The 14691-nt window shown below is 73.2% G+C and carries 11 protein-coding genes; 6 read left to right on the top strand and 5 right to left on the bottom strand.

Going from position 1 to position 14691, the window contains the following annotated elements; all coding sequences use genetic code 11:
* Nucleotides 1–65: 65 nt before the first annotated feature.
* Nucleotides 66–473, top strand: coding sequence for a cupin domain-containing protein (locus tag QF030_RS36430; RefSeq protein WP_307166826.1), 408 nt, complete (start codon nucleotides 66–68; stop codon nucleotides 471–473).
* 20 nt (nucleotides 474–493) lie between these two features.
* On the opposite strand, the gene QF030_RS36425 is transcribed toward QF030_RS36430, so the two are convergent.
* The 3 genes from QF030_RS36425 to rpmG all read right to left on the bottom strand — a co-directional run bounded on the left by QF030_RS36425 (nucleotide 494) and on the right by rpmG (nucleotide 2918).
* Nucleotides 494–1921 (bottom strand): alkaline phosphatase family protein, encoded by a 1428-nt coding sequence (locus tag QF030_RS36425; protein WP_307166825.1) that lies wholly within the window; start codon nucleotides 1919–1921, stop codon nucleotides 494–496.
* 151 nt (nucleotides 1922–2072) lie between these two features.
* A complete protein-coding gene (locus tag QF030_RS36420; RefSeq protein WP_307166824.1) occupies nucleotides 2073–2609 on the bottom strand; it encodes a cysteine hydrolase family protein in 537 nt (178 codons plus the stop codon).
* 144 nt (nucleotides 2610–2753) lie between these two features.
* A complete protein-coding gene (gene rpmG / locus QF030_RS36415) occupies nucleotides 2754–2918 on the bottom strand; it encodes a 50S ribosomal protein L33 (RefSeq protein WP_307166823.1) in 165 nt (54 codons plus the stop codon).
* A gap of 207 nt (nucleotides 2919–3125) precedes the next feature.
* Here rpmG and QF030_RS36410 point away from each other — a divergent pair, with 207 nt between their 5' ends.
* The gene (locus tag QF030_RS36410; RefSeq protein ID WP_307166822.1) at nucleotides 3126–3791 is read left to right on the top strand and encodes a lipoprotein; all 666 of its coding nucleotides are present in this window, start codon (nucleotides 3126–3128) and stop codon (nucleotides 3789–3791) included.
* A gap of 59 nt (nucleotides 3792–3850) precedes the next feature.
* Here QF030_RS36410 and QF030_RS36405 read toward each other — a convergent pair whose 3' ends face one another.
* A complete protein-coding gene (locus QF030_RS36405) occupies nucleotides 3851–4696 on the bottom strand; it encodes a DUF72 domain-containing protein (RefSeq protein WP_307166821.1) in 846 nt (281 codons plus the stop codon).
* 122 nt (nucleotides 4697–4818) lie between these two features.
* On the opposite strand from QF030_RS36405, the gene QF030_RS36400 reads away from it, so the two are divergent.
* The 4 genes from QF030_RS36400 to QF030_RS36385 all read left to right on the top strand — a co-directional run bounded on the left by QF030_RS36400 (nucleotide 4819) and on the right by QF030_RS36385 (nucleotide 12769).
* Nucleotides 4819–7419, top strand: a complete 2601-nt coding sequence (locus QF030_RS36400; protein ID WP_307166820.1) for a SpoIIE family protein phosphatase — start codon at nucleotides 4819–4821, stop codon at nucleotides 7417–7419.
* Between the two features lie 51 nt (nucleotides 7420–7470).
* Nucleotides 7471–10173 carry a SpoIIE family protein phosphatase/ATP-binding protein gene (locus QF030_RS36395; protein ID WP_307166819.1) on the top strand — a complete coding sequence of 901 codons (2703 nt, stop codon included), beginning with the start codon at nucleotides 7471–7473 and terminating at the stop codon, nucleotides 10171–10173.
* A gap of 132 nt (nucleotides 10174–10305) precedes the next feature.
* Nucleotides 10306–11670 carry an FAD-dependent oxidoreductase gene (locus tag QF030_RS36390; RefSeq protein WP_307166818.1) on the top strand — a complete coding sequence of 455 codons (1365 nt, stop codon included), beginning with the start codon at nucleotides 10306–10308 and terminating at the stop codon, nucleotides 11668–11670.
* Nucleotides 11671–11803: 133 nt separating this feature from the next.
* Nucleotides 11804–12769, top strand: a complete 966-nt coding sequence (locus QF030_RS36385) for a DUF1152 domain-containing protein (RefSeq protein ID WP_307166817.1) — start codon at nucleotides 11804–11806, stop codon at nucleotides 12767–12769.
* A gap of 1028 nt (nucleotides 12770–13797) precedes the next feature.
* Here the strand turns inward: QF030_RS36385 and QF030_RS36380 are convergent.
* Entirely contained in the window at nucleotides 13798–14283 is a 486-nt protein-coding gene (locus QF030_RS36380) for a roadblock/LC7 domain-containing protein (RefSeq protein ID WP_307166816.1), read from the bottom strand.
* Nucleotides 14284–14691: the final 408 nt, after the last annotated feature.

Raw genomic sequence — 14691 nt, 5'->3', positions numbered from 1 at the left:
GATCGCACGGCGGGCCCGATCGGCCCCGGCATCCCCGGCCCCCGCCCGCCCCGGACGACCGCCGCGTGAACCGACCGTCGCCCGTCGGAGCCCGGCCCACCGCCGAACCCGTACCGGCCCTGCTCGCCGACGGTCTGCTCACCGAACGGCTGGCCCTGGCCGTACCGGAGAACACCAGGGTCGTGGTCGCCGAGTACGAGATCCCGCCGGGCCACTCGCTGCCCTGGCACTACCACGAGGGCCGGGTCGTCGCCGTCGTGACGGCGGGCGTCCTGACCCGGACCCTGGCGGACGGCTCCGAGTGCGTGACGCCCACCGGCGGATGCATCGTCGAACCGGTGGGGCCGCAGGGCGTGCACATGGCGGAGAACCGGGAGCCGGAACCGCTGCACCTCTGCGCCCTGTTCTTCCTTCCACGGGGCAGCGAGCTGTCTACGCGCGCAGAACCGCCGGTCCGGGTCGCGTATCGCTGACGCGCGGGGTGCTCGCCGGGTCAGAGCTGCGGCCGGGGCCCCGTCTCCTGGACGGGGAACGACTGCTCGGCGCCCGGCAGGGTGGGTCTGGGCAGGGTGGCGACCTCCTCCTCCGCCTTCGTCAGCTGTTCCGCCGTGTCGTCGGGCAGTGCCGGCGCGAACGCGCTGCCGGACGCGAAGCGGAAGGCGGAGGTGAGGTCCCCGAAGGCGCTGCGCCGCCAGGCGCTGATGTTGGGTTCGATGACCCCCGTGAGTCGCTCCAGGAACCGCAGGGTCGAGGTGTGGTCGAAGGGCTCCGTGGCCACCCAGCCGCCCACGGTCCAGGGCGAGACGACGATGGCCGGGACCCGGAAACCGCCGCCGATCGGCAACCCGCCCACGAACTCGCCGGGCGTCCCCACGGGCGGTGTCGGCGGGGGCACATGGTCGAACAGGCCGTCGTTCTCGTCGTAGTTGAGGATGAACGCGGTCTTGCGCCAGACGTCGGGGTTGGCCGCGATGGCCTCGAGCTTCGAGGCGACGAAGGCCGCGCCGGCCGCGGGCAGGTAGTCCGGATGCTCGGACTGGTGCCCCGGCGGCACCAGCCACGACACGGTCGGCAGCCGGTCGGCCCGGGCGTCGTCCTCGAAGGTGCCCTCCGGCTGCGGCCGGACGCCTCGCTCGTACAGCTCGGAGCCCGGGCGCGCGTTGCGGAACGTGTCGAACTGCTCCAGCAGGTTGCAGCCGTAGTCGTCCTCCTGCTGGTACACCTTCCAGTCGACCCCGGCCGCCTGGAGCCGTTCGGCGTAGGTCGTCCAGCTGAACGGCGTCGGCGCGGAGTTGCCGACCACGGGCCCGCCCCCGGCGCCGTCGGGATCGATGGTGCCGGTCATCCACATCAGGCGGTTCGGCCAGGTCGGGCCGAGGACCGAGCAGAAGTAGTGGTCGCAGATGGTGAAGGTCTCGGCGAGGGCGAACTGGAACGGGATGTCCTCGCGGGTGTGGTAGCCCATGACGTACGGGGCGTCGGCGCCGTCGGCCGTGCGGTGGGCCGACATCCAGCGGTCCATCCGGCCGCCGTTCCACGCCTCGTGCTGCACCGACCACGCGTGGCTCGTGGACGGGATGGCCTGGGCGCTGGAGGTATGGGTGTCGAGGTGGAAGGGCAGCAGGTAGCCCGCGGGGTTCCCGGCGTCGGGCTGGTAGAAGACGGAGCGTCCGGTGTCGAGGGTGAGCGCGTCGGGGTCGGCGAAACCGCGCACGCCGGACAGGGTACCGAAGTAGTGGTCGAAGGAGCGGTTCTCCTGCATCAGCAGGACGACGTGTTCGACGTCGGCGAGTGAGCCACGGCGGGACGGCCCGGCCGCGACCGCCTTCTGCACACTCGGCGGGAGGAGGGAGAGCGCGGCGGCGGCGCCCAGCGCCCCCGCGGTCGAGCCCAGGAGTCGGCGACGGGTCAACTCGGCCATGTGATGTGCCCCTTGGTGAGCAGCGGAAGGCGGAAGCGGGGGCCCGTGCCCGGCGGGAAACGGCCCGGTCGCCACCCGGCCGGGACGGACTAGGAGAGCGGGTACGGCCGCCGGCCGACCGCACGTCGGACGACTTGCCGTGTCAGGTCGTTCAGGTCCACAGGTCCCCGCTGTCGACGACTCGCGCCCCCATGTTGCGCTCCATCATCACCAGCGCCGCGTTCGCGAGATCGGCGTGGATGTGGGCGACGGCGTCCCGGGGGACGGTCACGTCGAAGTGGCGGATGTGGGCGTCGAGGGCCGAGTACAGGACGCACTGCTCGGTGACCTGTCCGCACAGGACGAGGTGGTCGATGCCCTCCTGCTGGAGCAGGTAGGACAGCGGGGTCTCGAAGAAGATCGAGTGCCGTGCCTTGACGACGAAGAGCGAGTCCTCGTCGGGCACCAGCGGTTCGACGAGCGAGGCGTACGGACCGGCGAGGGCTCTGTCGAGGAGTTCACCGTGGTGGGAGCGCCACTGGCCGAAGTTGTCGTTGACGTAGACGACGGGTTCGCCGGCGCGGCGGGCCCGGTCGAGGAGACCGGCGGCCACCGGGATCACCTTGCGGGCCGAGGGCAGGAGCAGGTCGGCGTCCGGGTGGTCGTAGGTGTTGATCATGTCGATGACAATCAGCGCGGTCTTGCTCATGCCGCTATGGGTTCCCAGCGCGGCGTGAATATGACGGAAGGTCACTCGTCCGCGCGAGAGAGCGGCCGGGGTCCCTTCCCGGGACCCCGACCGCTCTGCTGTCCAGGGGCGGCGCCGCTCAGCCCTGCCGGGCCGGCGCCGCCCTCATCGCGCCTCCCGGAAGGAGACGTGCCGTCCGGCGACGGGGTCGTACTTGCGCAGGACCAGCCGGTCGGCGTCGTTGCGACGGTTCTTGCGCGTCGCATAGGTGACACCGGTACCGGCGGTGGACCTCAGGGTGATGACGGGGCGCGCTGTACTGCGGGCCATGGGTATCTCCTCTCACACCGACGCGCACCCACTGATCGGTGCATGTCAGTCACGCGGTACAACAGGGGACGGGGCCGGGACATTCCCGCGCCGGCCGCCCCGGGGCGAATCTCAGTGGCGGGGGCCCTGACCTCCTCGGTTACAGTGCTCCGCCGGTATCGCGCCGGCGCGAGAGGAGACACAGCAGTGCGTTGTGGGGCGGGGACCGTGGGAAACGTGGGGCGGACGCTGGCGCTGGCGGCTCTTGTGACGGGGCTGATGACGGGATGCGCGGCGAAGGAGGCCGCCCCGGACGCCGCGTCGAAGGCGTCGGGGGCATCGGCGACGGCGACCGCCAAGGTCGCGCGGCGGGGCGGGTCCATCGGGGCCTCCGGGTCCGCCTGCGAACTTCCCGTCACCTTCGACATCGCGGAGTTCTGGAAGGCCGAGGCCGTCGACTCCGAGGAGGCGACCGCCGCCACCGGCGACCTGGCCGACCTCGCCGACGCCTTCCTGCGTCAGGGCCCGGTCACCATGGCCTGCGAGGTCGACGCCAAGCCCGCGGGGAAGATCGGGTTCCTGCGGGTGTGGACCGGTGAGCCGGGCGACACCGACGCGCGTGCGGTGCTGGAGGACTTCGTGGCCGCCGAGCGGGGGGCGAGCGACGCGCGGTACAGCACGGTGAAGGCGGGCGCGATCACCGGCGCCGAGGTGGAGTACGTCACCACGAGCGAACTCCTCGAGGAGACGAAGAAGGAGCACGCTCTCGCCGTCACCACGCCCGAGGGTCCGGTCGTCCTGCATCTGGGCGGCATGGACACGTCGGAGCACGAGGCGATGCTCCCGGCGTACGAACTGGCCAAGAGCACCCTGCGCACGACAGCCGCCGGCTGACCGGCCGGGTCCGCCGCTGCCCCGATCCGCGGACGGAAGGCCCGGGCGGGCCCGACCGGTCAGTGGCCGAGCAGAGCGCGCATGCGTTCGGCGGCGCGTACGGCGGAGGCGCCGCAGCAGGTGTTGAACAGCACGTGCACCCGTTGGGCCCGGCGGGCCAGCGCGTGCACCCTCGGTATCCATTCGCGGAGCTCGCCGTCCGTGTACTCGTGCCGGAAGCGGTCCTCCTTGCTGCCGCTTCCCCAGGCCCGGCTGCGGCCGTGCAGGCGGACGACCGCCAGACGCCCGCAGGTGACGGGCGTGACGGGAGGCACGGCGGACGGCAGGGACTGCTCCATGTCGACGGCGACCGTGGCGAAGCCGTACGACCGGAGCAGGTCGGCGGTCGTGTGCTCCCGCTCGCCCCGCCACCAGTCGGGGTGCCGGAACTCGACGCAGACCGGCCACCCGGCGGTGCGCTCGGCGCACTGGGCGAGGAACGCGTGGGCCCGTTCGCCGGGACGGAACCACGGCGGGAACTGGAAGAGGACGGCGCCCAGCCGTCCCGCCTCCCGCAACGGCCGGATCCCGTCCGTGAACCTGCGCCACACCTCGTCCAGGGCCTTCGGACCACGGACGTCGGCGGGCAGACCGGGCGGCAGCACCGCCGACCGGGTGGGATGCCCGGTCAGCAGGGAGAAGGCCTTCACGTCGAACACGAAGCCGTCGGGGGTGCGCTCCGCCCACAGCCGGCCGTTGCGCTCGCCGGGCAGCGCGTAGTAGGACGCGTCGACCTCGACGACCGGGAAGCGTTCGGCATAGTGGCGTAACCGTCCCTCCGCGTCCCGCCGCCCGGTCGGATACCAGCCGCTGGACACCAGGGCCCGGTCCGTCCAGGAGCAGGCGCCCACCAGAATCTCGCTCATGGCGTGCCGGTTACCCCGCCGGGCCCCGTTCTCTCCGAGGTCGCGCGGATGCACATCCGGCCGGGTGTGGCGCATCCTTGCTGTGTCGCCCAAGCGGCGGCGCACGGACGAGGTAGGGCCGAATGACTGGGAGCGCCGGAAACGAGCGGAAGCCGTCCGGGCCACCGCCCGCGCTGCTGACCTGGGCCGTGGCGGACGCGCTGCGGGCGACGGGCGGCCGTACGGCCGGCGTGTACCTGTGCTCGGCCACGTCCCGGCTGCTGCGCCTCGCCGTCCTCTCGGGACTGCCCGGTGCGCTGTTCCGCCCCTGGTGGCGGGTGCACATGGACCGGCCGTTCCCGGTGGCCGACGTGCACCGGACAGGTGTGCCGGTGGTGCTGGCGAACGCCACCGAGATGATGCGTCACTACGCGCAGCTCGCGGCGGGGCTGCCCTTCCAGTTCGGTTCGCTCTATGTGCCCGTCGTGGCGGACGGGCGGTCCTTCGGGGTGCTGGCCGTCCTGCGCCCGGCGGCGGCCGACGCGGCCGAGGTGCAGGCCGAGCGTGAGCGGCTGACGACGGTGGCCGACACCCTGGGAGCGGCCCTGGCGCGGCTGGAGGCCGACGGCCAGGACGTCGCCTGGGACGAGGAGCCGCTGTGCGTACGGCCGCCCGCCGCCGGACCGGCCCCGGGGCGCGTCGGGCGGTTCTCGTGGGACCCGGCGACCGACGTCGTCACGCTCGACGAACAGGCACGCACCCTGCTCGGGCTGCCCCCCGACGCGTTCCCTGGCACGCTGGACGCCCTGGCCCGGGCCGTCGACCCGACGGACGCCCACACGCTGCCGGGCCTGCTGCACCGCACGGCGCGGGGCCGGCCGCCGCCGCTGCCGCTCCAGGTGCGCACCACCGAGGGCGGGCTGCGGCTCCTCGAGCTGTGGGACGCCACGGGCGTGTCGAGCCCGCCGGACGACGACCCCGCCGGGTCCTCCGCCGCGCTCCGTCCCATCGCCGGCGTCCTCCTCGATCCGGGCCCCGGCGCCCTCGCCGACGGAGCCGCGGACCTTCTTCCTGAGGGGGTGTTCTGTCTCGACCGGCTGGGGCTCGTCGTCTACGCCAACGCGCGGGCCGGGCATCTGCTGGGCGTGCCGCGGGACCGGCTGGTCGGCCGGTCGCTGTGGGAGGCCGTGCCGTGGCTGAACCAGCCGACCTGCGAGGAGCATCTGCGCGGCGCCCTGCTGACGCCCGAGCCCGCGCACTTCCATGTGCGGCTTCCCGTCACCGCCGACCCCTCCTCCGTCCCCCGGCCGTACGAGGGCGACTGGCTGCGCGTGTCCCTGTACCCGGGCGCGGATCTCGTCACCTGCAAGGCGGTGCCGGCGAACCGTGTGCCGGACGAGACGGCTCCCGGGCCCCCGGAGAGCGACTCCGCCGCGCCCGACACCACCGCCTCGGCCGCCGGCCTCTACCGGCCCATCGTCCTGGCCATCGCGCTGACGGAGGCGGTGACCGCCCGTCAGGTGTCGGCGGTGGTGATGCAGGAGTTGCTGCCCGCGTTCGGCGGCCGTCGGCTCGCCATCTACCTGCTCCAGGAACGGCACCTGTATCTGGCCTGGGAGTCCGGCTTCCCGGAGGGCTTCCTGGCGCCCTTCGAAGGGGTGGGACTGGACACCCGGCTGCCCGGCGTGGAGACCCTCACCACGGGCCGCCCGCTCTTCTTCGACTCCATGCAGCAGCTGGCGGAGGCCTATCCGGGGATCGACCTGGACGCGTCGGAGGGCGCCCGCGCCTTCCTCCCGCTGATCGCCTCGGGCCGCCCGGTCGGCTCGTGCATCCTCGGCTTCGACCGCTCCCGCAGCTTCGGCTCCGAGGAACGCACGGTGCTGACCGCGCTCGCCGGCCTGATCGCCCACGCCATGGAGAAGGCCCAGCGCTACGACACGGAGGCCGCCCTCGCCCGAGGGCTCCAGCAGGCCCTCCTCCCCCGGCGGCTGTCGCAGCACGCGCGCGTGGAGACCGCGGGGCGCTATCTGCCGGGCACCGAGGGCATGGACGTGGGCGGCGACTGGTACGACGTCGTGGGGGCCGGGGACGGGCTGGCCCTGGTCATCGGGGACGTGCAGGGGCACGGCGTGCAGGCGGCGGCCACCATGGGACAGCTGCGCAGCGCGGTGCGGGCGTTCGCGCTGGGCGACCGGCCGCCCGAAGAGGTCATGGGCGGCACGAACCACCTCCTCATCGACCTTGACCCCGGCCAGTTCGCCAGTTGCTGCTACGTCCGGCTCGACCCGGCCACCGGGCTGGCCCGGGCGGCCCGTGCCGGGCACCTGCCGCCGTTGCTGCGCCACCCCGACGGCCGAACCGAGGTCGTGGAACTGGCCGGCGGCGTGGTGCTCGGCGTGGATCCGCGCGCCCACTACCCGGTGACGGAACTGCGGCTGGAGCCGGGCGCGATCCTCGCCCTCTACACGGACGGGCTGGTCGAGCGGCCCGGTCACGACATCGACGACGGCATCGCGACGCTGCGCCGGGCCCTGGCCGGGGCAGGGGACCCGCGTCGGCCGGCCGACGCCGACGGACTCGCGGCGGACGGCGCCCCCGGCCGTTCCCTCGCGGACGTCGCCGACCGGCTCACCGCGACGGCCCGGCAGGCCGCGGACCGGGCGGACGACATCGCGCTGCTGCTGGCCACCCGGCAGGCGGCGGAGGTCACCCACGGCAAGCGGGCGGGACACGGGCCGTGACCGAGCGTGACGCCTCTCGCCTCGCGCGGCCCGGCAGTGTAGACATGGCACATGGTCCGACTCCTGGGGCGCTCGGATGCCCGGCCGGCCCGTCGTCCCCGGGGCCTGCGGGTCCGGCGCACGCCCGAGTCCGCCCTGGGCGGGCGCAGTCTCGCCGCACAGGTGTTCGTCCTCCAAGTGGTCATCGTGCTGCTGCTGGTCGTGGCCGCCGTGGTGGCGCTGCTGCTCCAGGTGCGTCACGACACCACGCAGGAGGCCCGTAACCGCTCGCTCGCGGTCGCGCAGACCTTCGCCAACTCGCCCGGCATCGTCGCGGCGCTCGACACGCCCCGTCCCACGGCCGCGCTGCAGCCCAAGGCCGAGGCCGCCCGCAAGGCGTCCGACATGGACTTCCTCGTCGTCATGAACACCGAGGGCATCCGCTACACGCATCCCAAACCGGACCGCATCGGCAAGAAGTTCGTCGGGAACATCCAGCCGGCGCTGGACGGCGGGGTCGTGGTGGAGGAGGTCGACGGGACCATCGGCCGGCTGGTCCAGGCCGTGGTGCCGGTGAAGACGGCCGACGGGACCGTGGTCGGCCTGGTGTCGTCCGGCATCACCACCGCGCACGTCGGCGGCAACGCCGACCGTCAGCTGCCGCTCGTCCTCGGCAGCGCGGCGGTCGCCCTCGCCCTGGCCACGGCGAGCACGGCGCTGGTCAGCCGGCGTCTGCTGCGTCAGACCCACGGGCTGGGGCCGCGCGAGATGACCCGGATGTACGAGCACCACGACGCGGTCCTGCACTCCGTGCGCGAAGGCGTGATCATCGTCGGCGGCGAGGGCGATCTGCTGCTCGCCAACGACGAGGCGCAGCGCCTGCTCGACCTGCCCCCGGACGCCGAACGACGGCAGGTCCTGGATCTGGACCTCGACCGGGACACGGCCGAACTGCTGGCCTCCGGGCGGATGGTCACCGACGAGGTGCACCTGGTCGGGGAGCGGCTGCTGGCGATCAACCAGCGGCCCACCGACCTGGCGGGCGGACCGGCCGGCAGCGTCGCCACCCTGCGCGACTCCACGGAGCTGCGCGCCCTGTCGGGCCGTGCCGATGCGGCGCGCGAGCGCCTCGACATGCTGTACGCGGCGGGCGTGGCCATCGGGACCAGCCTGGACGTCGCCCGGACCGCCGAGGAGCTGACGGAACTCGCCGTGCCGAGGTTCGCGGACTTCGCGACCGTGGACCTGTTCGACGCCGTACTGGAGGGCGAGGAGCCGGGGCCCCGGGGCGCGCTGCGGCGCACGGCGGTGAGCGCGATCCGCAAGGGCGCGCCGCTGTACGCGGTGGGCGAGCGGATCCGTTTCGTGGACTCCGCGCCGCAGGCCCGCAGTCTCGGCGAGAGCCGGGCGGTGCTGGAGGCCCGTCTCGCCCGGTCGCCGGGCTGGCGCGCCCAGGACCTCGAGCGGACCGAGCAGGTGGTGGAGTTCGGCATCCACTCACTGATCACCGTGCCCGTGCGGGCCGGGTCGCTGATCCTGGGCGTGGTCAGTTTCTGGCGTTCGGAACGGCCCGATCCGTTCGACCCGGACGAGGTGGTGCTCGCGGAGGAGCTGGTGGCGCGGGCCGCGATCTCCATCGACAACGCGCGCCGGTTCACCCGCGAGCACGGCATGGCGGTCACCCTCCAGCGCAGTCTGCTGCCGCGCACCCTGCCCGAACAGAACGCCCTCGACATCGCCTACCGCTACCTGCCGGCGCAGGCCGGCGTGGGCGGCGACTGGTTCGACGTGCTGCCCCTGTCCGGCGCCCGGGTCGCCCTCGTCGTCGGTGACGTGGTGGGTCACGGACTGCACGCGGCGGCCACCATGGGCCGGCTGCGGACCGCGGTGCACACCTTCTCCGCCCTGGACCTGGCCCCGGAGGAACTCCTCGGACTGCTGGACGAGCTGGTGGCCCGGATCGACCAGGACGAGGCGGGCGCCGACGACGGCACCGACGCGCCCGTCACCGGGGCGACCTGTCTGTACGCCATCTACGACCCGGTCTCCCGGCGCTGCACGATCGCCCGGGCCGGCCATCCACCGCCGGCGCTGGTGCACCCCGACGGCCGGGTCGAGTACCTCGAGGTGCCCGCCGGTCTCCCGCTCGGGCTGGGCGGGCTGCCGTTCGAGACGGTCGAGCTGGAGCTGGCCGAGGGCAGCTCGCTGGTCCTGTACACCGACGGGCTGGTCGAGGACCGGGAACGGGACATCGACACCGGTCTGGAGCTGCTGCGCACCGCCCTGGAGCGGGGCGCCGACAGTCCGCCGGAGGGGACCTGCCAAAGCGTCCTGGACGCCCTTCTGCCGCCTCGGCCCGACGACGACATCGCGCTGATCGTCGCGCGCACCCGGGCGCTGGGCGCCGACCGGGTCGCCGAGTGGGACGTGCCGATGGACCCGGCGGCGGTCGGCGAGGTGCGGGGGGCCGTGGTGCGCCAGCTGGCGCGCTGGGACCTGGAGGAGCTGTCCTTCACGACGGAACTGATCCTGAGCGAACTGGTCACCAACGCCATCCGCTACGGCAGCGCCCCGGTGCGCGTCCGGCTGCTGCGCGACCGCACGCTGATCTGCGAGGTCGCGGACAGCAGCAGCACCTCACCGCACCTTCGGTACGCGGCCATGACCGACGAGGGCGGCCGCGGGCTGTTCCTCGTGGCGCAGCTGACGGAACGCTGGGGCACCCGCTACACCGCCAAGGGCAAGGTCATCTGGGCCGAACAGCCGCTGCCCTGAGGCGAGTCGGCCGCTCCCGCACTCATAAATGATGCTTATGAGTCCATAGACCGGACCCACGTACCGGGTAAGGTTTGCCTTAGTTTAGGCTTCCCCCGAGTCGATCTGTCGCCACTCGAAGGGAACCTGATCATGCCCCGCCCCCTGCGGGTAGCCATTGTCGGAGCCGGCCCCGCCGGGATCTACGCCGCCGACGCGCTGCTCAAGTCCGATGTGGCCGCCGACCCGGGTGTCTCCATCGACCTCTTCGAGCGCATGCCGGCCCCGTTCGGCCTGATCCGCTACGGCGTCGCCCCGGACCACCCTCGCATCAAGGGCATCGTGAACGCCCTGCACCAGGTCCTCGACAAGCCGCAGATCCGCCTCTTCGGCAACGTCGACTACCCCACCGACATCAGCCTGGACGACCTGCGCGCCTTCTACGACGCGGTGATCTTCTCGACCGGCGCGACGGCCGACCGCGACATGTCGATCCCCGGCATCGAGCTCGACGGCTCCTACGGCGCCGCGGACTTCGTCTCCTGGTACGACGGCCACCCGGACGTGCCGCGCAGCTGGCCGCTCGAGGCCGAGAAGGTCGCGGTCCTCGGCGTCGGCAACGTCGCCCTCGACGTGGCCCGCGTCCTGGCCAAGACGGCGGACGAGCTGCTCCCGACGGAGATCCCGGCCAACGTCTACGAGGGACTCAAGGCCAACAAGGCGCTGGAGATCCACGTCTTCGGCCGCCGTGGCCCGGCGCAGGCGAAGTTCTCCCCGATGGAGCTGCGCGAGCTGGACCACTCGCCCACCATCGAGGTCATCGTCGACCCCGAGGACATCGACTACGACGACGGCTCGATCGCGACGCGGCGCGGCAACAAGCAGGCCGACATGGTCGCCAAGACGCTGGAGAACTGGGCGATCCGCGACGTCGGGAACCGCCCCCACAAGCTGTTCCTGCACTTCTTCGAGTCGCCGGCCGAGATCCTCGGCGAGGACGGCAAGGTCGTCGGCCTGCGCACCGAGCGCACCGCCCTCGACGGCACCGGCAACGTCAAGGTCACCGGCGAGTTCAAGGACTGGGACGTCACGGCGGTCTACCGCGCCGTCGGCTACCTCTCCGACAAGCTCCCGAAGCTGCCCTGGGACCTCGACTCGGGCACGGTCCCGGACGAGGGCGGCCGCGTCATACAGGAGTCCGGCGAGCACCTCCAGTCGACGTACGTCACCGGCTGGATCCGCCGCGGCCCGGTCGGCCTGATCGGCCACACCAAGGGCGACGCCAACGAGACGGTGTCGAACCTGCTGGCCGACCACGCGGCGGGCCGTCTGCACACGCCCGCCTCGCCCGAGCCGGCGGCCGTGGAGACCTTCCTCGCCGAGCGCGACGTCCGCTTCACCACCTGGGAGGGCTGGTACAAGCTGGACGCCGCCGAGAAGGCGCTGGGCGAGCCGCAGGGCCGCGAGCGCGTGAAGATCGTCGAGCGTGAGGACATGCTGCGGGAGAGCGGCGCCTAGCCTCGCCCGGGGTTCGGTCGCCATGTCGGCCTGCACCGGCCAGGACCGGCGACCGAACCCAACTCGCCCATGGCGCAAGGCGGTTGGCGGAAACAAGTTGGGCCGCGTGATCGACTCCTGTTAGCGTCCCGGGGTGTTCTCCCTTCACGAGCCTCCCCTCTTCACCCGGCTGCGCGACGCGCGCCGGGTGCTCGTCGCCGGTGCGGGCGGCGGTTTCGACGTGTACGCGGGGCTGCCGCTGGCGCTCGCCCTGCGCTCGGCGGGCAAGGAGGTCCATCTGGCCAACCTGTCCTTCGCCGACCTGTACGGACTGCCCTCGGAGGTCTGGCTCCAGCCGGACGTCGCGGCCGTCCATCCCGGCGTCCCCACCCGCGGCGACTACTTCCCCGAGCGCACCCTGGCCCGCTGGCTCGACCGGCACGACCTGCCCGCCACGGTGTACGCCTTCCCGCGCACCGGGGTGGAACCCCTTCGAGCCGCCTACCGGGCGCTCGTCGACCACCTGGGCGGGGTGGACGCCGTCGTCCTGGTGGACGGCGGGACGGACATCCTGATGCGCGGCGACGAGCACGGGCTGGGCACGCCCGAGGAGGACATGGCCAGCCTGGCCGCCGTGCACGCTCTCGACGACGTCCCGCACCGGCTGGTGGCCTGTCTCGGCTTCGGCGTGGACGCCCACCACGGGGTGAACCACTCCCTGGTCCTGGAGAACCTGGCCGCGCTGGACCGCGACGGCGCCTACCTCGGCGCGTTCTCCCTGTCGCACCAGAGCCCCGAGGGGGCCCTCTACCTGGACGCCGTGGCCGACGCCCAGGCCCACACGCCGGGCCACCCGAGCATCGTCAACGGTTCCGTCGCCGCCGCCGTACGCGGCGCCTTCGGCGACGTACGGTTCACCGAGCGGACCAAGGGCAGCGAACTGTTCGTCAATCCGCTCATGGCGCTGTACTTCTGTGTCGACGCACCCGGCCTGGCCCGACGCAACCTCTACCTCGACCGTCTCGCCGACACCGTCCTGATGCGGCAGATCAGCTCCCGTATCGAGGAGTTCCGCGACGGACTCCCCCTGCTGCGGCAGCCGCGCGCCTTCCCGCACTGAGGCGCGCTGTCCGGTGCCGGAGGCGGCGGTGCGGGCGGTGGAAGAGGCCGGTGGTCCGCAGCGGCGGCAGCAGCCGGCCGGCGCTCCTCGCGGCGACCGCCCTCTCCGCAATACAGCCCTGCCGGCGAGGCGTTCGACGTCAGCCGTCGTCGCGCGGGTGAATTTCGATCACCCGGGCCCGCACATCGGCGTCGGCCAGAGGCGGCATGCGCGAATGGTCCGCGGCGGGCACGGGCATGCTGTGAGCGAGGTCACTTCCGCCGGGCCGTGCCGGAACCGTTCCCGGACCGCTCCCCGTTCGCTCATCGCCCTCCCCCACGAAGGACATGTGCTTTGGCTCTTATGTACCCTGACGCCCCTTCGGCCCGTCGTCCGGGCCGCTGCTGGACGATCCGCGTGGTCGGGCACCGGGACCGCACCGCGTCGGTCACCTGCTCCTCGCCGTGCGTGATGCCGCCGCGTTCCCGGGACATCGCGGCGCTGCGCCGCTTCGCCGTGGCCCACGCGGCCGCGCACGCCAGAGCGGCGGCGGTGCATGACGACGCCGCCTGCTGGTGCCGGCGCCAGCGGTGCGCGCTGCACGAGGGCACCCGGGTCGCCTGCGCGGGCCCGGTCGTCCTCGTCCTGCGCCACGACCCGGCGGTCGGCCAGGTGTGGACCCTCAGTGAAGTCTGCGCCGCCTGCGCCCCGTTACTGCCTCACGCGCGCGTACTGAACCGTGCGGCGCCGCCCCCGCCCCGCGTTCCGGAACAGGCGCCGGGCCCGGGTGCGGGTGAAGGGCGGGACGCCGGCGACCGTCCGGCACCCTCAGGACCGGCGACCCCCACCGTGGGGCCACCGCGTCTCGTCCCCGGCGGGTTCAGCGCCCCTTCGCCGGGCACGGGCGGGGGCCCGGAACGGAGTGGCGGCCGACGGCGCGGGATCGGCGGACGCCGCGGACGCGTCCCCGGCTCCTAGCCGCTCCCGTCGGGATCCACCGGCAAGTCCGCCGCAACTCACCGGACTTCGCCGGAGCCCGCCGCAATCCGTCAGGGCTCGTATCGGGACTGCGGCGGGATGCGTACGGGCAGAGCGCCGAGGACCCGGCCGCGGAACCGCGGAACCGGTGGCTCACCGCCCTGGACGACGGGCCCGTCGTCCAGGGGCCGCGCCGCCAGCAGCTCGGCGATGCGCGCGCCGCTGCGCCGCCCCTCCAGATGCAGGCGGCCGACGTTGGTCCGGTCGTCGGCGAGCAGGGTCAGAACGGCCGACGGCCCGGCCGCGTACGTCGCGAGGCAGCCCCCGGCCCCGCGCACCAGCAGCTCGCGGAACTCGCCGCGGGCCGCGAGGTCGACCATCCGGCGCCCGACGCCGAGCGCCGCCGCCGTCAGCGCGGCCAGCCCTTCCGGCTGCACGTCCGGCATGTCCTCGGCGAGGACGAGACCGTCGGCGCCGGCCGCCAACGCTCCCGTCAGCTCCGGCAGACGGGTTCGCAACCGGCGCAGTTCGTTCAGAACCTCGGTCTCGACGGCCATGACCGTTGCCCCTTCGGCGCGTTGTCGACTGACACGGATCAAGTGCTGTGCGGCGCGCGGTGGTTCGGTTGCTCCTGAGGCTACGGAAAGACGCGTCCGAAAGCGATGGCTCCGGCATTTTCCTTTGGAATGTGCGCGACGAGGGAGGCCGTCGCCGAAGCCGGGCCTCCGGCTGCGTTTCCCCTGCTCAAGAGCGCTTTCGCTGTCCTGGCGCGGAGGCTTTCCGTGAGCTCGTCAGGGTGCGGCGTGCAGCAGGCCCGGCCGGCGGCGGCACGAGTTCGGCCGCGGCCTCGATGCGCTCTCGACGGCCCCGCCGACGCCGTATGACTGGTCACGTCCGGCCAGCCGGTACGGGTGCGTCTCCCCTGGTGGCAGAACGGCCGTAGCGCGTGGCCCGGAGTCCGGTGT

The sequence above is a fragment of the Streptomyces rishiriensis genome (assembly GCF_030815485.1).
In the GTDB taxonomy this organism is placed as follows: domain Bacteria; phylum Actinomycetota; class Actinomycetes; order Streptomycetales; family Streptomycetaceae; genus Streptomyces; species Streptomyces rishiriensis_A.
Note: the sequence above shows the minus strand (reverse complement) of the source record. Positions and strands in the feature narration are given on the sequence as shown.